This window comes from Bradyrhizobium sp. CCGB01 (genome assembly GCF_024199795.1).
Lineage (GTDB): Bacteria > Pseudomonadota > Alphaproteobacteria > Rhizobiales > Xanthobacteraceae > Bradyrhizobium.
Window position 1 is genome coordinate 4,414,000 of the sequence record NZ_JANADK010000001.1, and the last position, 19,540, is coordinate 4,433,539.

The window sequence follows — 19,540 nt, forward strand, 5'->3', positions numbered from 1 at the left end:
GGCCTCGAGCCCTTCGGCGTGTGTTCGGGTGTCGCTGTTCAACTACGCATTGCCGGTCAGGAAGAGAACAGCCTGAATCACATAACCGGTCAACGTTCGCAGTATTGCTGAAATAACATCAAGATTTAGACCGAACTGCGAGCCCGCGAGAGGCAGCAGGATCAACAGGCCGATCAGGATCAACATCCCGAACGGTTCGAGCCGGGCGAGCGGCATGGCGAGCGGCCGCGGCAACAGCCCGACCGCGACCCGTCCGCCGTCGAGCGGCGGGATCGGCATCATGTTGAACACCGCCAGGATCGCGTTGATCAGCAGTGCATTCTTGAGGTTATCGAAGATCCATTGGGCGGAGCCGGCCGGCGCCCAGGGCAGGGCGTGGAGGGCGAGGGCCGCCGCGAGCGCCAGCAGGATGTTGGTGGCCGGCCCGGCCAGTGCGACCCAGACCATGTCGAGCTTCGGGTGGTTCAGCTTGCGGAAATTGACCGGCACCGGCTTGGCATAGCCGAACAGGAACGGCGAATGCGCGAAAAGCAGCATCGCCGGCAGGATCAAGGTGCCGAACGGGTCGATGTGGCGGAGCGGGTTGAAGCTGACGCGGCCGAGCTGCCAAGCCGTGTTGTCACCGAGACGGTATGCGACGAAGGCGTGCGCGGCCTCGTGGAAGGTGATGGCGAGCACCAGCGGCAGCACCCACACCGAAATGTCATAGAAGGAAACGTTCACGGCTCGTCCGTCCCGGTTCTGCCTCGCGGCCTTGCAGCCAATCCGGCCAATCCGGTGGTGGGGCGACGCGTCAGGTCAGCATATGGGACGCCGGTTCCGAAATCCCAACCTGTAAATGATCCGCCAGCAGGCCGCCCGCATGCGACAGGTTGCGCGAGCGATGAAGGTGGATGTCCCCCGCCGGCAGCGGCGGCAGGCCGTCGCCTTCGGAGAGGATGCGCAGGCGAGGGGGCAGGGTGCCGGCTTTCACCACCGTGACCGCGAGGCCCTGGGCCGCGATCGCCTCCACCGCTGCAAGCGTCCGGCTGACAAACGCCAGCCGCCACGGCCGGCCGACGGCATCGAGGGCTTCCGCGGCCCATTGCCGGAACAGGCAGCCCGGCGGGTAGAGCGCGACGGACAGCGTGCCGTGCGCTGCGGCAGGATACGCATTGGCCGCGGCCCAGACCGCTTGCTCGCGCCGGAGCAACTCGCCGTCGCCGCGTCCTTCCGGGTGCATGGCGATGACGAGGTCATAGGCTTCGCCGAGCCGTGCCGGCATCGTCGCGGTCAGCCCGGTCTCGATCTCGACCCGGATATCAGGATGGCTTCGGGCAAAGCTTGCGAGCAAGGGCGGAATGACGATCGTGCCGTAATCATCCATCACGCCGAGACGGACCACGGCGTCGCGCTTGCGCGTCCGCAGCGCATCGACGGCCTCTGCATTGAGGTCGAGCAGCCGCCTTGCATAAACGAGGAGCTCATCGCCCGCCGCGGTCAGCGCGACGCCGGCTCTGGTGCGCTGAAACAGCTTTGTGCCGAGCCGCTGCTCCAGACGCCTGATCTGGACGCTGACCGCCGACTGCGTCCGGTTGAGCGTCGCGGCCGCACGCGTGAACGAGCGATACTCGGCAACGCTGAGAAAGGCCTTCAGCAGATCGGGATCGAGCGAGGACGCGGTCATGACGAAATCTTATCCCGGCATGACGGAAATTCCATTCCCTGTTTCGGCGCGCCTCGTATGCTGCGTTCAAGGCATTGGCGGGAGGACGTGTGGGCGAAATTTCTGGCGTTCTGGCCGCCGTGCTGTCGAGCGGCCTTGGCGGCACCTCGATCGGCGCCACGCGTTATCTCGTGAGCAGCCTCGATCCACTGGCAATCGGCTCGTTCCGCTTCGGCATCGGCCTTCTCCTGCTGCTGCCGCTGACGCTGCTGCGCGGCGATCGCTGGCCGGGGCGAGGGGACTGGGCCGCCGCCATCGGGCTCGGCGTTCTGTTCTTCGCCCTGTTTCCGATCCTGTTCAATGCATCGCTGATCTTCACGACCGCGGCGCGCGGCGCGCTCGCCTTGTCGACGCTTCCGCTGCTGTCGCTGGTGATCGGGGCCGCGCTCGGTGCCGAAGTGCTGACCTGGCGCAAATCAATCGGTGTCGTGATCGCAACTTGCGGGGTTGCCGTCGCGCTTCTCTCCGACCTGACCTCGGCACCGTCAGGCGCCTGGCGCGGTGATCTCCTGATGATGGCGGCAGCGCTGTGCATGGCGCTCTACGGCATCTGGTCGAAGCCGCTGATCCGGCGCTCCGGGCCGATCGCCTTCACCACGGTGAGCATGGCGGCGGGCGCGGCCTGCCTCATCTTGCTGTCTTGCGTCCGCGGCAGTTTTGCGCCCGTGGCCGGCTTCGGCACGCCGCAATGGCTGGCGGCCCTCTATCTCGGCGCCTTCGGCGCGGCGCTGACCTTCTATCTCTGGGCCTTCGCGCTGGAGCGGACGACGCCCACGCGCGTCGCGATCTCTGTGACGGTCAATCCGATCACGGCATCGCTGGTCGGGGCCTGGCTGCTGAACGAGCCGCTGCGCTGGAATCTGGCAGCCGGCATCGTCGCGGTCTTTGCCGGGATCTGGATCGCGACGACAACGGGACGGCGCGTTGAAACGGCCGGCGCCTCAGGCTGATCGCCACATCACGTCGGGATGGTCGTTTGATATTGCGTCAGGCCGTCGTCGAGTTTCAGCCACGCCAGCTTCTCCGAGACCCAGATGTGCTCGGTCGGCGCAAAGGCGTTGCGGTCGTCGAAGGTCGTGAGCGACACGCCCGCCAGCGTGCCGTTACGGCGCCAGGCGAACAGGCGCGTGCCGCAGCGCTTGCAGAACACGCGATCGATGTTCTCGGACGACGCATAGCGGTCGGTCTCGCCCTCGACCGTCAGAGCGCGCTGGTCGAACTGCGCGCGGGCGAAATAGGGCGAGCCCATCGCCTTCTGACAGAGGCGGCAATGGCAGACGCGCACGTTGAGCGGCTCGCCCTCCGCCTTGAACCGCACCGCGCCACACAGGCATCCGCCTTCCCGGATCATGGTGTCCTCAATAGGTCGCCCGTCCGCCGGAAATATCAAACACCGCGCCGGTCGAGAACGCGCAGTCCTCGGATGCGAGCCAGGCCGCCATCGCGGCGAGCTCCTCCACCAGCACGAAGCGCGCCTTCGGGATCTTCGAGAGCATGAAGTCGATATGCTGCTGCGTCATCTGGTCGAAGATCGCGGTCTTCGCCGCCGCCGGCGTCACCGCGTTGACGAGGATGTCGTGCGCGGCGAGCTCCTTGCCGAGCGATTTCGTCAGCGCGATCAGTCCGGCCTTGGACGCCGAATAGTGCGAGGCGTTGGGATTGCCCTCCTTGCCGGCGATCGAGGCGATGTTCACGATCCGCCCGTATTTCTGCTTGAGCATCGTCGGCACGATCGCCTTGCAGCAGATGAAGGGGCCGTCGAGGTTGATGCGCAGAACCTTCCGCCATTCCTCGAGATCGGTCTCCCAGACCGGCTTGTTGACGCCGGCGATGCCGGCATTGTTGACGAGGATGTCGATCTTGCCGAAGGCGGCGAGCGTCGCATCGCGCGCCTGCTCGACGCCTGCGGCGTCGGTGACGTCGACCTTGAAGACGCGAACGTTCTCGCTGATCTCACGGGCGGTCTTCTCGGCGAGGGCCGAGTCGAAATCCCAGATCGCGACCTTGGCGCCTGATGCAACGAAGCGCTGGGTGATGGCGCGGCCAAAGCCCTGCGCGCCACCGGTGACGACAGCGACGCGGTCGTTGAGATCGATCTTGTTCATTGAAAAATCCCCTTATCTATCCCTCATGGTGAGGAGCGCGCACTCGGCGCGCGTCTCGAACCATAGAGCCCGTGGCCCATCCCTCGAGACGGCGCTGTCGCGCCTCCTCGGGATGAGGAGTTGATCAGAGCATGTAGCCGCCGTCGACGACGAGGTCGACGCCGGTGGTGAAGGCGCTTTCGTCGCTGCCAAGATAGACCGCCATGGATGCGATTTCGTCGGCGGTGCCGAGCCGGCCCATCTTCTGGCGGGAGACGAACATTTCCTTGCCCTGCGGACCTTGCGCTGCGGCGCGGTCGAGCATCGACGGGGTCTCGACGGTGCCGGGGCAGATCGAGTTGCAGCGGATGCCCTTGGTGATGAAGTCGAGCGCGACCGCGCGCGTCAGCAGCGACACTGCCGCCTTCGAGGCGCTGTAGACATAACGGTTGGCCGGCGGCCGCAGCGCCGCGCAGGACGAGATGTTGACGATGCTGCCGCCGCCGCCCGCCAGCATCTCGGGCAGGAACGCCCTGATGGTCCGGTGCATCGACTTGACGTTGAGATCGAACGAGAAGTCGAAATCCTCTTCCGAGCACTCCAGGATGGTGCCGTGGTGCACGAAGCCCGCCGCGTTGAGCAGGATGTCGACCTTGCCAATACGCTTGGCGAAGGCGTTGACGTCGGCGGTGTTGCGGACGTCGAGCTTCGCGACCTCGGCGATGCCTTCCTTGGCCAGGCTCGCGATGCCGCTCTCGTTGATGTCGGTCGCGATTACGGTTGCGCCCTCACGCGCGAAGGCAATGGCGCATGCGCGCCCGATGCCTGCCGCAGCAGCCGTGACGACGGCGCGCTTTCCTTTGAGGCGGTCTGCCATGTTCTTCTTCTCCTCGATTTCCTCATTGCCGTAGCCCGGATGAGCGCGCGAGCGCGATATCCGGGAGCGGATGTCCCGGGTGTCGCTTCGCTCACCCGGGCCACGTATGCCTGCTTCAGTGATTATCCCGCGCCACACCAAAGGTGCCGGCGACGTTCTGGTAGCGCGTGGCGAGCTCCATGCAGGCGCCGGTCGACTGCTGGCCGACGGTGTTGCGATAGATCTCCTGCCACGGCGTCTGGTTCGCCGGATGCTTGAAGCCGCCATCGGCCATCAGCTCGGCGTGGCGCTTCTTCACCTCGTCGTCCGAAATGAGAATATTGGCGCTGCCCTTGTTCAGGTCGATGCGCACCTTGTCACCGGTCCTGAGGATCGCGAGACCGCCATTGGCGGCGGCTTCCGGCGAGGCGTTCAGGATCGAGGGCGAGCCCGAGGTGCCGGACTGGCGGCCGTCGCCGATGCAGGGCAGGGACAGGATGCCGCGTTTGATCAGCGCCGCTGGCGGCTGCATGTTCACGACCTCGGCGCCGCCGGGATAACCGATCGGGCCGGTGCCGCGGATGAACAGCACGCAGCGTTCGTCGATGTCCAGCGAGGCATCGTCGATCCGCTCGTGATAATCCTCGGGACCCTCGAACACGATGGCGCGGCCCTCGAAGGCGTTGAGATCCGCAGGGTTGCTCAGATAGCGGTCGCGGAATTCCTTGGAGATCACGCTGGTCTTCATGATCGCGGAATCGAATAGATTGCCCTTCAGCACCAGGAAGCCGGCATCCTTCACCAGCGGCTTGTCGTAGCTCCAGATCACGTCGTTGTCGGGGACCGGCGCATGCTTGCAGTTCTCGCCGATGCCGCGGCCGTTGACCGTGACCGCGTCCTCGTGGATGCGCTTGTGCTTCATCAATTCGCGCACCACCGCCGGCACGCCGCCGGCGCGGTGGAATTCCTCGCCGAGATAGAACCCGGCCGGCTGCATGTTGACCAGCAGCGGCACGTCATGGCCGACCTTCTGCCAGTCGTCGATCGACAGCTCGACGCCGATGTGGCGGGCCAGCGCATTGATGTGGATCGGCGCGTTGGTCGAGCCGCCGATCGCCGAGTTGATCACGATGCAGTTCTCGAACGCCTTGCGGGTCAGGATGTCCGAGGGCTTGAGGTCTTCCCAGACCATGTCGACGATGCGTTTTCCCGTCTCATAGGCGATCTGGCCGCGCTCGCGATAGGGCGCGGGGATCGCCGAGCAGCCCGGCAGCGAGAAGCCGAGCGCTTCGGCAAGCCCGTTCATGGTCGAGGCGGTGCCCATGGTGTTGCAATGGCCGACCGACGGTGCCGAGGAGGCCACGATCTCCATGAACTCTTCATAGTCGATCTCGCCGGCGGCGAGGCGCTCGCGCGACTTCCAGACGATGGTGCCGGAGCCGGTGCGCTCGCCGGCATGCCAGCCGTTCAGCATCGGGCCGCCCGACAGCACGATCGCGGGCAGGTTCACGGTCGCCGCCGCCATCATGCAGGCCGGCGTGGTCTTGTCGCAGCCGGTGGTCAGCACCACGCCGTCGAGCGGGTAGCCGTAGAGGATCTCGACCAGGCCGAGATAGGCGAGGTTGCGGTCGAGCGCCGCGGTCGGGCGCTTGCCGGTCTCCTGGATCGGGTGGGTCGGAAATTCCATCGCAATGCCGCCGGCTTCGCGGATGCCTTCGCGGACGCGGTGGGCCAGCTCGATATGGTGCCGGTTGCAGGGGGAGAGGTCGTTGCCGGTCTGGGCGATGCCGATGATCGGCTTGCCGGACTGGAGTTCGGCGCGGGTGAGGCCGTAATTCAGGTAGCGCTCCATATAGAGCGCGGTCATGCCCGGATTATGCGGATTGTTGAACCATTCCTGCGAACGGAGGTGGCGGCGAGCGCCGTTGCCGGCGGGCGCGTGCCCATTGGTTGGTTTTTTTGTCATTGGTTTCTCCTGCAATGCAAACGCACTGGCGTCCGTCTCATGGTGTCGGCTTGTGCGATGCCCAACGGCGCGAGCGATGATCTGCTGTCCCGCTGGCGGGTCGTTTCCTCACAAGTGCGATACTAGTCTTGGCCACTTGGTAACGCTATCATTTTGTTCGGCGCGCCCGCGCCCGATGCGGCCGGCCTGCTTTCCGAACGCCGCGACGACGAGCTTTGCCGCTCGATCACCTTGAAGCCGAGATCGAGCACCGGCTGCTCCGGGCGCCGTCCGTCGATCGCTTCGATCAGCATGGTGGCGGCCGTGTTGCCCATCTCGTAGCGGTTGGTGCGCACGCTGGTGAGGGTAGGGACGGCGGAGGCCATGAATTCGAGGTCGTTGAATCCGACGATCGCGATCTGCTCGGGGACAGCGATCTCCCGGCGCCGGCATTCGAACAGCACCCCGAGCGCGAGGTCGTCATTGGCGCAGAACACCGCATCGATGTCGGGCTCCCGCGCCAGCAGATCGGTGAACAGGGCGCCGCCGAGCGTCACCGAGGTCGGTGTCGCCGTCGTGACGACGAGGCGCTGCTCGAACAGTCCGGCGTCCTTCATGGCCGAGACATATCCGTCCAGCCGCCGCTGCACCCGCGGATCCATGCGCGCGCCGACGAAGCCGATCTTGCGATGGCCTTGCGCGAACAGGTGCGCAATCGCCGCGCGGGCTGCATCATAGTGTGAAAAGCCGATCATCATGTCGACCGGATTGGGCCCGATCTCCATGATCTGCACGATCGGGCAGTCGGCCGCCTCCAGCATCGCGCGCGATTCCGCGGTCTGGTCGATGCCGGTGACGATCAGTCCGGCCGGCTTCTGCGCGAGAAACAGGCGCAGCAGCTTCTCCTCCTGGAGAATACTGTAGCGTGTGTTGGACAACTGGATCGAGTACCGGCTGCCTTCGGAGGCGTCATAGATGCCGCGCAGCACGTCGGAAAACACGTTGTTGGTCAGTGACGGAATCAAGACACCGATCACTTCAGTGCGCTGCGAGGCCAGCGCCCGCGCCGCCAGGTTCGGCACATAGCCGAGCTCCTTGGCCGCGCTCTCGACCCGCGTCCGCTTGGCGACCGACAGCGCCTCCGGATTGCGAAAGAACCGGGACGCCGTAATCGGGCTGACGCCGGCAAGCTCGGCAACTTCCGCCAGCCGGATTTTACCTGACTTGGTGCGTTTTCGACCCATTTGCTGCTCTTAGCATAGCCACTGCCGCAAACAAAGGATCGTTGACAGCGCTACCAGCAACGACTAACCAAAGACAAATTGCCAAAACCGCACAAACTGCCGACAATGTCGCCCTGTAAGATCGGGCTTCGTTCGGTGAAGTCTGAAAAAACAAGACGGTCGCGGCGCAAGAGGCGTCGTGGACTTTCGAGGAGGGAGCTAGATGTCGTCTGTGCAAATCCGCGATGTGCGGAAATCGTTCGGCAATTTTGAAGTCCTGCACGGCGTTTCGATTCCGATCGAGGACGGCCAGTTCGTCGTTCTGGTTGGCCCCTCCGGCTGCGGCAAGTCGACGCTTCTGCGCATGCTTGCAGGCCTCGAGAACATCACCTCCGGCACGATCTCGATCGGTGACCGCGTCGTCAACAATATCCAGCCCAAGGAGCGGGATATTGCGATGGTGTTCCAGAACTACGCGCTCTATCCGCACATGACGGTCGGCGAGAACATGGGCTTCTCGCTGAAGCTGCGGAACGCGAGCTCCGACGAGATCAACAAGCGCGTCAAGCGCGCCGCCGAGATCCTCGCGCTGTCGCCGCTGCTCGAGCGCTATCCGCGCCAGCTCTCCGGTGGCCAGCGTCAGCGCGTCGCCATGGGCCGCGCCATCGTGCGCGATCCGCAGGTCTTCCTGTTCGACGAGCCCTTGTCGAACCTCGACGCCAAGCTGCGCGTCGCGATGCGCACCGAGATCAAGGAGTTGCACCAGCGGCTGAAGACCACGACCGTCTACGTCACCCACGACCAGATCGAGGCCATGACCATGGCCGACAAGATCGTCGTCATGCATGACGGCATCGTCGAGCAGATGGGCACTCCGCTCGAGCTCTATGACAAGCCGGAAAACCAGTTCGTCGCCGGCTTCATCGGCTCGCCCGCCATGAACTTCCTGAAGGGCCATGTGCGCGTCAACGGCGTCGCGACCTTCGAAGGTCCGAACGGTGTCAAGCTGCCGCTCAAGAGCGCGCCGGCCAATTCCGACGGCCGTCCCGCGGTCTACGGCGTGCGGCCCGAGCACTTCACCATCGCCGACGACGGCGCCGAGGCCGAGATCATCGTGGTCGAGCCGACCGGCTCGGAGACCCAGGTGTTCGCCAAGGTCGGCGGCGAGCAGGTCGTCGCGGTCTTCCGCGAGCGTCACCAGTTCAATCCGGGCGACAAGGTGCGGCTGAAGCCCGATCCGTCGCTGGTTCACTTGTTCGACGAGGCGACAGGCAAGCGCATGTAGCGACGCCGAAGAACGACCCAATACAAATATAAAATTTAAGGGAGAGAACGATGAGCGATTTCGACAGGCGTAGTGTGCTCAAAGCTGGCCTGGGCGGCGCAGCACTGCTGGCCGGCCCGGGCATCGTCCCGGTCCGCGCGGCGGAGTGGACCAACACCCCCGAGCCGAACGCCTCTATTCGCGTGCTGCGCTGGAAGCAGTTCATCCAGGCCGAATTCGACAAGTTCGCCGAGCAGACCAAGAAGTTTTCCGAGAAGACCGGCGTCAAGGTGAAGCTCGAGGCCGAAAGCTGGGAAGACATCCGCCCGAAGGCGGCGGTCGCCGCCAATGTCGGCGCCGGTCCGGACCTCATCATCGGCACGCTCGATGATCCCCACAAATTCCCGGAGAAGCTGATCGACGTGACCGACGTCGCCGACTACCTCGGCAAGCAGTATGGCGGCTGGTATCCGGTCGCCGAGAAGTACGGCAAGAAGGGCAATGGCTGGATCGCCATTCCGCAAGGTGCGACCGGCGGCTGCCTGAACTACCGCATCAGCCATGTGAAGGCCGCCGGCTTCGACGAATTCCCGAAGGACACCGCCGGCTTCCTCAAGCTGTGTCAGGCCCTGAAGAAGAACAACACGCCGGCCGGCTTCGCGCTCGGCCATGCCACGGGCGATGCCAATGGCTGGTGCCAGTGGGCGCTGTGGGCGTTCGGCGGCAAGGTCGTCAACGAGAAGAACGAGGTCGTGATCGACTCGCCCGAGACGATCGCCGCGCTCGAATACGTCAAGCAGCTCTACGAGACCTTCATCCCCGGCGTGCTGTCCTGGAACGACTCGAACAACAACAAGGCGTTCCTCAACGGCGAACTCAGCCTCACGCTGAACGGCATCTCGATCTGGACCGTCGGCAAGAACTCGACCGATCCGAAGCAGCAGGAGATCGCCAAGGACATGAACCACGCGCCGATGCCGATCGGCCCGGTTGGCGTGTCGACCGAGCAGCAGAACGTGCTGGTCTACTACGGTTACAAGCACTCGAAGTATCCGAAGGCGGTCAAGGAGTTCATCAAGTTCATGATGGACAAGGAGAACTACGACGCCTGGGAGGTCGCTTCCAACGGCTACGTGTCTCCGCCGCTGCCGGCCTACAACGACAACCCGGTGTGGACCTCGGACCCGAAGATCACCCCGTATCGCGACTGCCTGAAGCGCTGCCGCGACAACGGCTTTGCCGGCGATCTCGGCTATGCCTCCGCGGCGGTGATGGGCGACTTCGTCGTCGTCGACATGTTCGCCGAGGCGGCTTCGGGCTCGGCGACGCCGAAGCAGGCGGCCGCGCGCGCCGCCGAGCGCGCCAAGCGCTACTACCAGGTCTGATCAGCTCCAATCCCCGCGGCGTCCGGTTCGCCGGACGCCGCGACTCTTCTTTCGAGGGAAGTCCGACATGGCAGTCATGGCCGAGTCCGCCGCCGCGCAGGTCAAGCGCAGTAGCCTGTGGACCAGAGCATTCGAGAGCCGGAATTTTCTCGGCGCGATGTTCATGGTGCCGGCAATCGCCATCCTCATCCTGTTTCTGGCCTACCCGTTGGCGTTGGGCTTTTGGCTCGGCATGACCGACACGAAGATCGGCGGGGCTGGGCGCTATATCGGTTTTGCGAACTTCGTCTCGCTCTCGAAGGACTCGGTGTTCTGGCTGTCGGTGTTCAACACCATCTTCTACACGGTGTTCGCGAGCGTCGTGAAATTCGCGATCGGACTTTACCTGGCGCTGTTGCTCAACGAGCGGCTGCCGTTCAAGTCGATGATCCGCGCCATCGTGCTGCTGCCCTTCGTGGTGCCGACGGTGCTGTCCGCGATCGCGTTCTGGTGGATCTATGACAGCCAGTTCTCGATCATCTCCTGGGTGCTGATCAAGGCGGGCCTGATCACGCGCTACATCGATTTCCTCGGCGATCCCTGGAATGCGCGCTGGTCGGTCATAGCTGCCAATATCTGGCGCGGCGTACCCTTCGTGGCGATCACGCTGCTGGCGGGCCTCCAGACCATCTCGCCCTCGCTCTACGAGGCCGCCAATCTCGACGGCGCCACCAACATGCAGCGCTTCCGCCACATCACGCTGCCGATGCTGTCGCCGATCATCGCGGTGGTGATGACGTTCTCGGTGCTGATGACGTTCACCGACTTCCAGCTGATCTACACCATCACACGGGGCGGGCCGATCAATGCCACGCATCTGATGGCGACACTGTCGTTCCAGCGCGCCATCACCGGCGGCAATCTCGGTGAGGGCGCGGCGATCTCGAACGCGATGATTCCGTTCCTGGTCGCGGCGATCCTGCTCAGCTTCTTCGGGCTTCAGCGCTCTCGCTGGCAACAGGGCGGGAGGGACTGACCATGGCCACCGTGGACGACCAAAGCGTCGGAATGGACTACCTCGAGAGCTTCCCGCGGAAGTTTCTCCGCGTCTACCTTCCGCTCGGCCTGATCATCTTCTTCCTGCTGTTCCCGTTCTACTGGATGGCGGTCGCGACGTTCAAGCCGGACGCGGAGATGTACGACTACGAGAAGTACAATCCGTTCTGGATCGTGAATCCGACACTGGAGCACATCAAGAAGCTGATCGTCGAAACCGACTATCCGCTCTGGATGTGGAACACCGTGATCGTGTCGGTGTCCTCCACCTTCATCTCGCTGTTTGCCAGCGTCTGCGCCGCTTATGCGATCGAACGTCTGCGCTACAAGGGCTCGCGCTATGTCGGCCTTGCGATCTTTCTCGGCTATCTCGTGCCGCCCTCGATCCTGTTCATTCCGCTGGCGGCGATCGTGTTCCAGCTTGGCCTGTTCGACGGCAATCTGGCGCTGATCCTGACTTATCCGACCTTCCTGATCCCGTTCTGCACCTGGCTCCTGATGGGCTATTTCCGCACCATTCCCTACGAGCTCGAGGAATGCGCGCTGATCGACGGTGCGACGCGGCTCCAGATCCTGGTTAAGATCACGCTGCCGCTGTCGCTCCCGGGGGTGATCTCCGCCGGTATCTTCGCCTTCACGTTGTCCTGGAACGAGTTCATCTACGCGCTGACCTTCATCTCCTCGTCGGAGAACAAGACGATTCCCGTCGGCGCCATCACCGAGCTCGTCAGCGGCGACGTCTACCATTGGGGCGCGCTGATGGCGGCGGCCCTGACCGGCTCGGTCCCCGTAGTTATCCTTTATTCCTTCTTCGTAGAGTACTATGTGTCGGCGATGACCGGCGCCGTGAAGGAATGATCGCGGGGCCTGCCTCGAGAGCGCACCAGGAGAACGCCCCAAGGGCGGTGCGCTCCGGCCAATAAGAAGGAGTAGGCTCTTGCACATTCTGGTTCTGGGCGCCGCCGGCATGGTCGGCCGCAAATTGTGTGAACGGCTGTTGCGCGACGGCCGGCTCGGCAAGAGCGATGTCACCAAGCTGACCATGCATGATGTGGTCGAGCCGAAGAAGCCGGAGAAGGCCGGTTTCGCCGTCGAGACCGTCTCGGGCGATTTCGCCGTCCCTGGCGCTGCCGAGAAGCTGATCGCCGGCCGTCCCGACGTGATCTTCCATCTCGCCGCGATCGTCTCGGGTGAAGCCGAGCTCGATTTCGACAAGGGCTACCGCATCAACCTCGACGGCACGCGGATGCTGCTCGACGCGATCCGCCTTGTCGGCGGCGGCTACAAGCCGCGCGTGGTGTTCACGTCCTCGATCGCGGTGTTCGGCGCGCCGTTCCCGGATGCGATCGGCGACGAGTTCTTCCACACCCCGCTGCTCAGCTACGGCACCCAGAAGGCGATCGGCGAATTGCTGCTCGCCGATTATTCGCGCCGCGGCTTCCTCGACGGCATCGGCATTCGCCTGCCGACCATCTGCATCCGGCCCGGCCTGCCCAACAAGGCGGCATCGGGCTTCTTCTCCAACATCCTGCGCGAGCCGCTGGCCGGCAAGGAAGCGGTGCTCCCGGTTTCCGAGGACGTCCGCCACTGGCACGCTACGCCGCGCTCCGCCGTCGGCTTCCTGCTGCATGCCGGCACCATGGACCTCGCGACCGTCGGCCCGCGCCGCAATCTGACCATGCCGGGCCTGTCGGCAACGGTCGGCGAGCAGATCGCGGCGCTCAAGCGTGTCGCGGGCGAAAAGGTCGCCGCCCGCATCAAGCGCGAGCCCGATCCCTTCATCGTCGGCATCGTCGGCGGCTGGCCGCGCAACTTCAATGCCAAGCGGTCGCTGGAGCTCGGCTTCACCACCGCCGAGAAGACCTTCGACGACATCATCCGCATTCACATCGAAGACGAGCTCGGCGGCAATTTCGTCGCCTGATCTCTGACTGAGCGGGTAAAGTGATGGCGAGCGTTGCTTGCATCGGCGAATGCATGGTCGAGCTCCGGCAGGCCCAAGGAGGACAGTCCGCCGGACCGTCCAGCGGGCAAGGGCAGGGCGGCGGCCTGTATTCGCGCGGCTTCGGCGGCGACACCCTCAACACGGCGGTGTATCTGGCGCGGCTCGAGGTCAAGGTCGATTATCTCACCGCGCTCGGCGACGACGCCTTGAGCGATGAGATGATCGGGGCCTGGAATGCGGAGGGCGTCGGGACCCGCCGCGTCGCGCGGCTGCCGGGCAAGCTGCCCGGCCTCTACATGATCCAGACGGATGCGAAGGGCGAGCGCCAGTTCTTCCACTGGCGCGACAGCGCGGCGGCGCGTCAGCTCATGAGCCTGCCGGAGACGGACGAGCTGCTCAACTCGCTGATGAGCTACGACATCGTCTATCTCTCCGCGATCACGCTCTCGATCTACGATGCGCCCGGGCGCGAGCGTCTGTTCGCGGCGATCAAGCGCGCGCGCCTGCTCGGCACGCGCTTCGTGTTCGACACCAATTTTCGCGCACGCGGATGGCCGGACCGCGACGTCGCGCGCGAGGTGTTTGCCGCGGCCTTCGCCGCTGCCGACATCGTGCTGACCTCGACCGAGGATCTGCTCGCGCTCCATCCCGGCGAGAGCCACGACCAACTGATGGCGCGCATCCCCACGCCCGAGCTGGTGTTCCGGCTGGCAGAGCCCGTCAGCCTGCTGCGCTTCCCCGGCGGGACCAGCGAGGTCCGGGCCGAGCCCATGACCAAGCCGGTCGTCGACACCACGGCGGCCGGCGACAGCTTTGCCGCGGCCTATATCGCGGCCCGGCTCGGCGGCTCAGATCCGATCGAGGCGGCCCAGGCCGGGCATCGCCTCGCCAGCCTCGTGATCTGCTATCCCGGCGCCATCATTCCGGGCTATGCCATGCCACCGAAGAAGCGGCACCGGCCGGCGAGTTCTCGCCAGGCGACCAAGTGAAACGAAAGCCAAGATGACCACGACCGCCCAACAGAACCACCTCGCCGCGCTGTTCAAGGCCGCGACCGTCATTCCCGTGCTCACCATCGAGCGTATCCAGGATGCCGTGCCGCTGGCGCGTGCGCTGGTCGCCGGCGGCGTCCGCACGCTGGAGGTGACCATGCGCACCCCCGTTGCGATCGAGGCGGCGCGGGCGATGATGGCCGAAGTCCCCGAGGCGGTGGTCGGCATCGGCACGATTCTCAATCCGGCCGACTTCACCCGCGTCGAGAAGCTCGGCGTCGCGTTCGGCATCAGCCCGGGCCTGACCCCCGATCTCCTGAAGGCTGCGGCCCACAGCTCCTTGCCGTTCGCGCCGGGCATTGCCACGGCGTCCGAGCTGATGATGGCGCTGTCCTACGGCCTCGACGTCGCAAAATTCTTCCCGGCCGAGCAGGCGGGCGGCATCAAGGGCCTGCGCGCCCTTGGCGGGCCGTTCCCGAACGTGCGGTTCTGCCCGACCGGCGGCATTGGCGAGGCCAATGCGGGGACCTGGCTCGCCGAGCCCAATGTCGTCGCGGTCGGCGGTTCCTGGCTATGCCCGACGGCGGAGATCAAGGCCGGGAACTGGGCCGGCATAACTGCCATCTGCCAGCGCACCCTTCAGGCCCTTAAACCTGCGTGAAGTCTTGCCATCCCTGGGCTAAGACTTAGCTCAGTACGAGATACCCAGGGAGAAGAGACCATGACCGCCAGCATCGTCGGATGGGCGCATACGCCGTTCGGCAAGTTCGACACCGAAACCGTCGAAAGCCTCGTCACCCGCGTTGCCAACGAGGCGCTGGCGGATGCCGGCATCTCGGCTGGCGACGTCGACGAGATCGTGCTCGGCCATTTCAACGCCGGCTTCTCGCCGCAGGATTTTACCGCCTCGCTGGTGCTCCAGGCCGACCCGAAGCTGCGCTTCAAGCCGGCCACCCGGGTCGAGAACGCCTGCGCGACCGGGTCGGCGGCCGTACACCAGGGCCTGCGCGCGATCGCCGCAGGCGCGGCCAAGATCGTGCTGGTCGTAGGTGTCGAGCAGATGACGCGCACGCCGGGGCCGGAGATCGGCAAGAACCTGCTCAAGGCGTCCTATCTGCCGGAGGACGGTGACACCGTCGGCGGCTTCGCCGGCGTGTTCGGCAAGATCGCCAGCTCCTACTTCCAGAAATATGGCGACCAGTCCGATGCGCTGGCGCTGATTGCCGCCAAGAACCACAAGAACGGCGTGGCCAACCCCTTCGCCCAGATGCGCAAGGACTTTGGCTTCGACTTCTGCCGCGCCGAGAGCGAGAAGAACCCTTACGTCGCCGGTCCCCTGAAGCGCACCGACTGCTCGCTCGTCTCCGACGGCGCGGCGGCGCTGGTGCTGGCCGATGCCGAGACCGCCAAGGGCATGAGCAAGTCGATCGGCTTCCGCGCCACCGCGCATGCCCAGGACTTCCTGCCGATGTCCAAGCGCGACATCCTCCAGTTCGAGGGCTGCACTATCGCCTGGCAGCGCGCGCTGGAGCAGGCGGGCGTGGCGCTCAGCGATCTCTCCTTCGTCGAGACCCATGACTGCTTCACGGTCGCCGAGCTGATCGAATACGAAGCGATGGGCCTGACGCCGAGGGGGCAGGGCGCCCGCGCCATCAAGGAAGGCTGGACGCTCAAGGACGGCAAGCTGCCGGTCAATCCGTCCGGCGGCCTGAAGGCCAAGGGCCACCCGATCGGCGCCACCGGCGTCTCCATGCACGTGATGACCGCGATGCAGCTCGCCGGGCAGGCGCCCGAGGGCATGCAGCTCAAGAACGCGAAGCTCGGCGGCATCTTCAACATGGGCGGCGCCGCCGTTGCCAACTACGTTTCCGTGCTGGAGCCGCTGAAGTAATCTCTCGTAGGGTGGGCAAAGGCGCGTTTGCGCCGTGCCCACCTTTTTCCTTGCGCTAGATCAAGGTGTGCACGCTTCGCTTTGCTCACCTTGACGCTCCTGATTGATTTGCGGAAAAGCATCATGAGCAACGACTACGAAGACTCGCTGTCGATGGAAGCCCTCAACGATCGCATCGCGATCCTCGAGGACAATATCCGCCAGCTCATCGAGCAGGCCGCGGCCGCTTCCGGCGAGCAGAACGAGTCGCGGATCGCCGACCGCATCAACCAGCAGAACGACGAGCTCGACCGTCTCATCAAGATCCGCGAATCCCGCCAGAAGAAATAGCGGCCGTATCGCCGCGCATGCGGCCATACGCCGGCCGCCCTTGCGCGCGCGGCATGACTGCCCTTAGCTGGACCGAAATCGCGGGGCCCGCTTGAGCCCGCGCAATCGGGAGCGAATGAATGGGGCCGCTGAAGGGCATCAAGGTCGTCGACATGACCACCGTGCTGATGGGGCCCTATGCGACCCAGATGCTCGGCGACTACGGTGCCGACGTCATCAAGGTGGAATCGCTCGACGGCGACGTCACCCGCCTGATCGGTCCGATGCGCCATGCCGGCATGGGCCCGGTGTTCCTCAACACCAACCGCAGCAAGCGCTCGATCTGTCTCGACCTCAAGAAGCCCGCGGGCCGCGAGGCCGTGCTGCGGCTTTTGAAGGACGCCGACGTGCTCGTCTACAACGTCCGCCCGCAGGCGATGGCGCGGCTTCAGCTCGGCTATGACGTCGTCTCCGCAATCAACCCGCGCCTGGTCTATGCCGGCGTGTTCGGCTTCGGCCAGGACGGGCCTTATGCCGCCAAGCCCGCCTATGACGATCTGATCCAGGGCGCCACCGCGCTCCCCGCCTTGATGGCGCAGACCGGAGACGGCGTGCCGCGCTACGTGCCGAACGCGCTGGTCGACCGTATCGTCGGTCTCACCGCCGTCGGCGCGATCTGCGCCAGCCTCGTGCATCGGGATCGCACCGGCCGCGGCCAGCGCGTCGACATCCCGATGTTCGAGACCATGGCCGGCTTCGTCATGGGCGATCACATGGGCGGGCTCACCTATGAGCCGCCGCTCGACAAGGGCGGCTACGCCCGCCACCTCTCGCGCGACCGCAGGCCCTACAAGACCTCGGACGGCTATCTCAGCGTCATCGTCTACAACGACAAGCAGTGGGAGAATTTCTTCAAGGCAACGAGCCGCGACGATCTGCGCGCCGATCCCAAATTCGCGACCTTCGCCGGCCGCGCCGCCAACATCGACGTCGTCTATGCCGAGCTCGCGCGCATCTTCGAGACGCGTACCACGGCCGAGTGGATCGATCTGCTGACCAAGGCCGACGTGCCTGTCATGCCGATGCACGACCTCGCATCGATCCTGCACGACGAGCATCTGGAGGCGACGAATTTCTTCCCGGTCGTGAACCATCCGACGGAAGGGCCGATCCGCAGCATGAAGGTGACGGCGAGCTGGTCCGAGACCGAGGCCGAGACTGTCAGGCTGGCGCCGCGGCTCAACGAGCATGGCGCGGAGATTCTTCACGGGATCGGCTATTCCCAGGACGAGATCGCCGCCATGGTCCGCGACGGCGTCACGCGTTCGCCGCCGGAGTAGGGAGGGCATATGAGCTTCATCACCGGCGTCGGCCTCACGCCTTTCGGCAAGCACGAAGGCTCGTCCTCGCTCGACCTGATGAGCAAGGCCGCCCAAGCCGCGCTCGACGATGCCGGGCTGAAGCGCGCCGAGATCGACGGCATCCTCTGCGGCTATTCGACCGTCTCGCCGCACATCATGCTGGCCACCGTCTTCGCCGAGCATTTTGGCATCCGCCCGTCTTACGCCCATGCTGTGCAGGTCGGCGGCGCCACCGGGCTCGCGATGACGATGCTGGCGCATCATCTCGTCGAGGCAAATGTTGCGCGCAACGTGCTCGTCGTCGCCGGCGAAAATCGCCTCACCGGGCAAAGCCGCGACGCCTCGATCCAGGCCTTGGCGCAGGTCGGCCATCCCGACTACGAGGTGCCGCTGGGGCCGACCATTCCCGCCTATTACGGCCTGGTCGCCACCCGCTACATGCACGAATACGGCGTGACCGAAGAGGATCTCGCCGAATTCGCCGTGCTGATGCGCGCCCACGCCTGCACCCACCCCGGCGCGCAATTCCACGACCCCATCACGGTCGCCGATGTCATGGCCTCGAAGCCGGTGGCGATGCCGCTCAAATTGCTCGACTGCTGCCCGGTCTCCGACGGCGGCGCCGCCTTCGTTGTCAGCCGCGAGCGGACCGGCGAGGCCGGCGTGCGCATCCGCGGCTGCGCGCAGGCGCATACCCATCAGCATGTCACCGCCGCGCCCGCGCTCAGCGAGCTCGGGGCCGAAATCTCCATCGCTCGCGCCAGGGAGGCCACGGGCCTTGCGATCTCGGACGTGCGCTACGCCGCGATCTACGACAGCTTTACGATCACGCTCGCGATGCTGCTGGAAGACCTCGGCCTTGCCGGCCGCGGCGAGGCCGCCGCCCGCGTGCGATCAGGCCATTTCGGTTGCGACGGCGCGATGCCGCTCAACACCCATGGCGGGCTGCTCAGCTACGGTCATTGCGGGGTCGGCGGCGCCATGGCGCATCTGGTCGAGGCGCATTTGCAGATGACGGAGCGGGCTGCGAATCGGCAGGTGCGCGATGCCTCGATTGCACTGCTGCACGGCGACGGCGGCGTGCTGTCGTCGCACGTCAGCATGTTTCTGGAGCGGGTGCGATGAGCGAGCGTCTGGCGGATTGGACCAAAGGCGAGCAGGCCATCACCTACCAGACCTGCGCCGCATGCAGCCATGTGCAATATTTTCATCGCGCCTTTTGCGCGGCGTGCGGTGCGCCCGATCCGCGCGATGCGCGTGCCAGCGGCAAGGGCAGGGTGTATGCGACGTCGCTGGTGTGCCGCGCCGCCACGCCCGAGACCCGCGCGCACGTACCCTACAACATCCTGCTGGTCGATTGCGCCGAGGGCTTTCGCATGATGGCGCACGGCGAGACGAATCTAGCTATCGGCGATGAGGTCACCGCGAGCTTCCCGACGTTCGCCGGCAAGCTCGTGCCGTTTTTCAGCAAAAGGAAAAAGTAGGATCCGTCATTCGGGGGCGGTCCAAGGGACCGAACCTGGAACGGGATTTCTGGGCTTGGCG

Annotated in this window: 20 protein-coding genes; 13 read left to right on the forward strand and 7 right to left on the reverse strand. The window is 65.1% G+C overall.

Annotation, left to right across the window (positions count from 1 at the left end; translation table 11 throughout):
* Positions 1-42: 42 nt before the first annotated feature.
* The gene (locus NLM25_RS20085) at positions 43-723 is read right to left on the reverse strand and encodes a site-2 protease family protein (RefSeq protein ID WP_254118574.1); all 681 of its coding nucleotides are present in this window, start codon (positions 721-723) and stop codon (positions 43-45) included.
* 70 nt (positions 724-793) lie between these two features.
* A complete protein-coding gene (locus NLM25_RS20090) occupies positions 794-1,666 on the reverse strand; it encodes a LysR family transcriptional regulator (protein ID WP_254138097.1) in 873 nt (290 codons plus the stop codon).
* Between the two features lie 89 nt (positions 1,667-1,755).
* Between NLM25_RS20090 and NLM25_RS20095 the strand changes: the two genes are divergently transcribed.
* Positions 1,756-2,655 carry a DMT family transporter gene (locus NLM25_RS20095; RefSeq protein ID WP_254138098.1) on the forward strand — a complete coding sequence of 300 codons (900 nt, stop codon included), beginning with the start codon at positions 1,756-1,758 and terminating at the stop codon, positions 2,653-2,655.
* An 8-nt stretch (positions 2,656-2,663) separates the two neighbouring features.
* Here the strand turns inward: NLM25_RS20095 and NLM25_RS20100 are convergent, their stop codons facing one another.
* The 5 genes from NLM25_RS20100 to NLM25_RS20120 form a co-directional block, all read right to left on the reverse strand.
* The gene (locus NLM25_RS20100) at positions 2,664-3,056 is read right to left on the reverse strand and encodes a GFA family protein (protein ID WP_254138099.1); all 393 of its coding nucleotides are present in this window, start codon (positions 3,054-3,056) and stop codon (positions 2,664-2,666) included.
* Positions 3,057-3,063: 7 nt separating this feature from the next.
* Positions 3,064-3,810 (reverse strand): SDR family NAD(P)-dependent oxidoreductase, encoded by a 747-nt coding sequence (locus NLM25_RS20105; protein ID WP_254118578.1) that lies wholly within the window; start codon positions 3,808-3,810, stop codon positions 3,064-3,066.
* Positions 3,811-3,934: 124 nt separating this feature from the next.
* A complete protein-coding gene (locus tag NLM25_RS20110; protein WP_254118579.1) occupies positions 3,935-4,666 on the reverse strand; it encodes an SDR family oxidoreductase in 732 nt (243 codons plus the stop codon).
* 115 nt (positions 4,667-4,781) lie between these two features.
* The gene (locus NLM25_RS20115; protein ID WP_254138100.1) at positions 4,782-6,611 is read right to left on the reverse strand and encodes an IlvD/Edd family dehydratase; all 1,830 of its coding nucleotides are present in this window, start codon (positions 6,609-6,611) and stop codon (positions 4,782-4,784) included.
* A 122-nt stretch (positions 6,612-6,733) separates the two neighbouring features.
* Entirely contained in the window at positions 6,734-7,834 is a 1,101-nt protein-coding gene (locus NLM25_RS20120) for a LacI family DNA-binding transcriptional regulator (protein ID WP_254138101.1), read from the reverse strand.
* Between the two features lie 202 nt (positions 7,835-8,036).
* Between NLM25_RS20120 and NLM25_RS20125 the strand changes: the two genes are divergently transcribed.
* The 12 genes from NLM25_RS20125 to NLM25_RS20180 all read left to right on the forward strand — a co-directional run bounded on the left by NLM25_RS20125 (position 8,037) and on the right by NLM25_RS20180 (position 19,479).
* Positions 8,037-9,098, forward strand: coding sequence for an ABC transporter ATP-binding protein (locus NLM25_RS20125; RefSeq protein ID WP_254118582.1), 1,062 nt, complete (start codon positions 8,037-8,039; stop codon positions 9,096-9,098).
* Positions 9,099-9,148: 50 nt separating this feature from the next.
* Entirely contained in the window at positions 9,149-10,462 is a 1,314-nt protein-coding gene (locus tag NLM25_RS20130) for an ABC transporter substrate-binding protein (RefSeq protein ID WP_254118583.1), read from the forward strand.
* Between the two features lie 67 nt (positions 10,463-10,529).
* Positions 10,530-11,477 (forward strand): carbohydrate ABC transporter permease, encoded by a 948-nt coding sequence (locus NLM25_RS20135; protein ID WP_254118584.1) that lies wholly within the window; start codon positions 10,530-10,532, stop codon positions 11,475-11,477.
* A 2-nt stretch (positions 11,478-11,479) separates the two neighbouring features.
* Complete coding sequence (locus NLM25_RS20140; protein WP_254118585.1) at positions 11,480-12,355, forward strand: carbohydrate ABC transporter permease; 876 nt, start codon at positions 11,480-11,482, stop codon at positions 12,353-12,355.
* A 79-nt stretch (positions 12,356-12,434) separates the two neighbouring features.
* A complete protein-coding gene (gene denD, locus NLM25_RS20145) occupies positions 12,435-13,421 on the forward strand; it encodes a D-erythronate dehydrogenase (RefSeq protein WP_254138102.1) in 987 nt (328 codons plus the stop codon).
* A 23-nt stretch (positions 13,422-13,444) separates the two neighbouring features.
* Entirely contained in the window at positions 13,445-14,431 is a 987-nt protein-coding gene (locus tag NLM25_RS20150; protein WP_254138103.1) for a sugar kinase, read from the forward strand.
* A gap of 13 nt (positions 14,432-14,444) precedes the next feature.
* Positions 14,445-15,095 (forward strand): bifunctional 4-hydroxy-2-oxoglutarate aldolase/2-dehydro-3-deoxy-phosphogluconate aldolase, encoded by a 651-nt coding sequence (gene eda, locus NLM25_RS20155; RefSeq protein WP_254138104.1) that lies wholly within the window; start codon positions 14,445-14,447, stop codon positions 15,093-15,095.
* Positions 15,096-15,155: 60 nt separating this feature from the next.
* Positions 15,156-16,325 (forward strand): acetyl-CoA acetyltransferase, encoded by a 1,170-nt coding sequence (locus tag NLM25_RS20160; protein ID WP_254138105.1) that lies wholly within the window; start codon positions 15,156-15,158, stop codon positions 16,323-16,325.
* A gap of 123 nt (positions 16,326-16,448) precedes the next feature.
* Complete coding sequence (locus NLM25_RS20165; protein WP_254118590.1) at positions 16,449-16,655, forward strand: hypothetical protein; 207 nt, start codon at positions 16,449-16,451, stop codon at positions 16,653-16,655.
* A 119-nt stretch (positions 16,656-16,774) separates the two neighbouring features.
* Positions 16,775-17,974, forward strand: a complete 1,200-nt coding sequence (locus NLM25_RS20170; RefSeq protein WP_254138106.1) for a CaiB/BaiF CoA-transferase family protein — start codon at positions 16,775-16,777, stop codon at positions 17,972-17,974.
* A gap of 9 nt (positions 17,975-17,983) precedes the next feature.
* Positions 17,984-19,120, forward strand: coding sequence for a thiolase family protein (locus tag NLM25_RS20175; RefSeq protein WP_254138107.1), 1,137 nt, complete (start codon positions 17,984-17,986; stop codon positions 19,118-19,120).
* Positions 19,117-19,479 carry a Zn-ribbon domain-containing OB-fold protein gene (locus NLM25_RS20180; RefSeq protein WP_254138108.1) on the forward strand — a complete coding sequence of 121 codons (363 nt, stop codon included), beginning with the start codon at positions 19,117-19,119 and terminating at the stop codon, positions 19,477-19,479. The genes NLM25_RS20175 and NLM25_RS20180 overlap by 4 nt, the downstream gene beginning before the upstream one ends.
* Positions 19,480-19,540: the final 61 nt, after the last annotated feature.

Coding starts and splice junctions, on each gene's coding strand:
- NLM25_RS20090 (WP_254138097.1), bottom strand. CDS start 1,666: ATGACCGCGTCCTCGCTCGATCCCGATCTGCTGAAGGCCTTTCTCAGC.
- NLM25_RS20100 (WP_254138099.1), bottom strand. CDS start 3,056: ATGATCCGGGAAGGCGGATGCCTGTGTGGCGCGGTGCGGTTCAAGGCG.
- NLM25_RS20105 (WP_254118578.1), bottom strand. CDS start 3,810: ATGAACAAGATCGATCTCAACGACCGCGTCGCTGTCGTCACCGGTGGC.
- NLM25_RS20110 (WP_254118579.1), bottom strand. CDS start 4,666: ATGGCAGACCGCCTCAAAGGAAAGCGCGCCGTCGTCACGGCTGCTGCG.
- NLM25_RS20115 (WP_254138100.1), bottom strand. CDS start 6,611: ATGACAAAAAAACCAACCAATGGGCACGCGCCCGCCGGCAACGGCGCT.
- NLM25_RS20120 (WP_254138101.1), bottom strand. CDS start 7,834: ATGGGTCGAAAACGCACCAAGTCAGGTAAAATCCGGCTGGCGGAAGTT.
- NLM25_RS20125 (WP_254118582.1), top strand. CDS start 8,037: ATGTCGTCTGTGCAAATCCGCGATGTGCGGAAATCGTTCGGCAATTTT.
- NLM25_RS20130 (WP_254118583.1), top strand. CDS start 9,149: ATGAGCGATTTCGACAGGCGTAGTGTGCTCAAAGCTGGCCTGGGCGGC.
- NLM25_RS20135 (WP_254118584.1), top strand. CDS start 10,530: ATGGCAGTCATGGCCGAGTCCGCCGCCGCGCAGGTCAAGCGCAGTAGC.
- NLM25_RS20140 (WP_254118585.1), top strand. CDS start 11,480: ATGGCCACCGTGGACGACCAAAGCGTCGGAATGGACTACCTCGAGAGC.
- NLM25_RS20150 (WP_254138103.1), top strand. CDS start 13,445: ATGGCGAGCGTTGCTTGCATCGGCGAATGCATGGTCGAGCTCCGGCAG.
- eda (WP_254138104.1), top strand. CDS start 14,445: ATGACCACGACCGCCCAACAGAACCACCTCGCCGCGCTGTTCAAGGCC.
- NLM25_RS20160 (WP_254138105.1), top strand. CDS start 15,156: ATGACCGCCAGCATCGTCGGATGGGCGCATACGCCGTTCGGCAAGTTC.
- NLM25_RS20165 (WP_254118590.1), top strand. CDS start 16,449: ATGAGCAACGACTACGAAGACTCGCTGTCGATGGAAGCCCTCAACGAT.
- NLM25_RS20170 (WP_254138106.1), top strand. CDS start 16,775: ATGGGGCCGCTGAAGGGCATCAAGGTCGTCGACATGACCACCGTGCTG.
- NLM25_RS20175 (WP_254138107.1), top strand. CDS start 17,984: ATGAGCTTCATCACCGGCGTCGGCCTCACGCCTTTCGGCAAGCACGAA.
- NLM25_RS20180 (WP_254138108.1), top strand. CDS start 19,117: ATGAGCGAGCGTCTGGCGGATTGGACCAAAGGCGAGCAGGCCATCACC.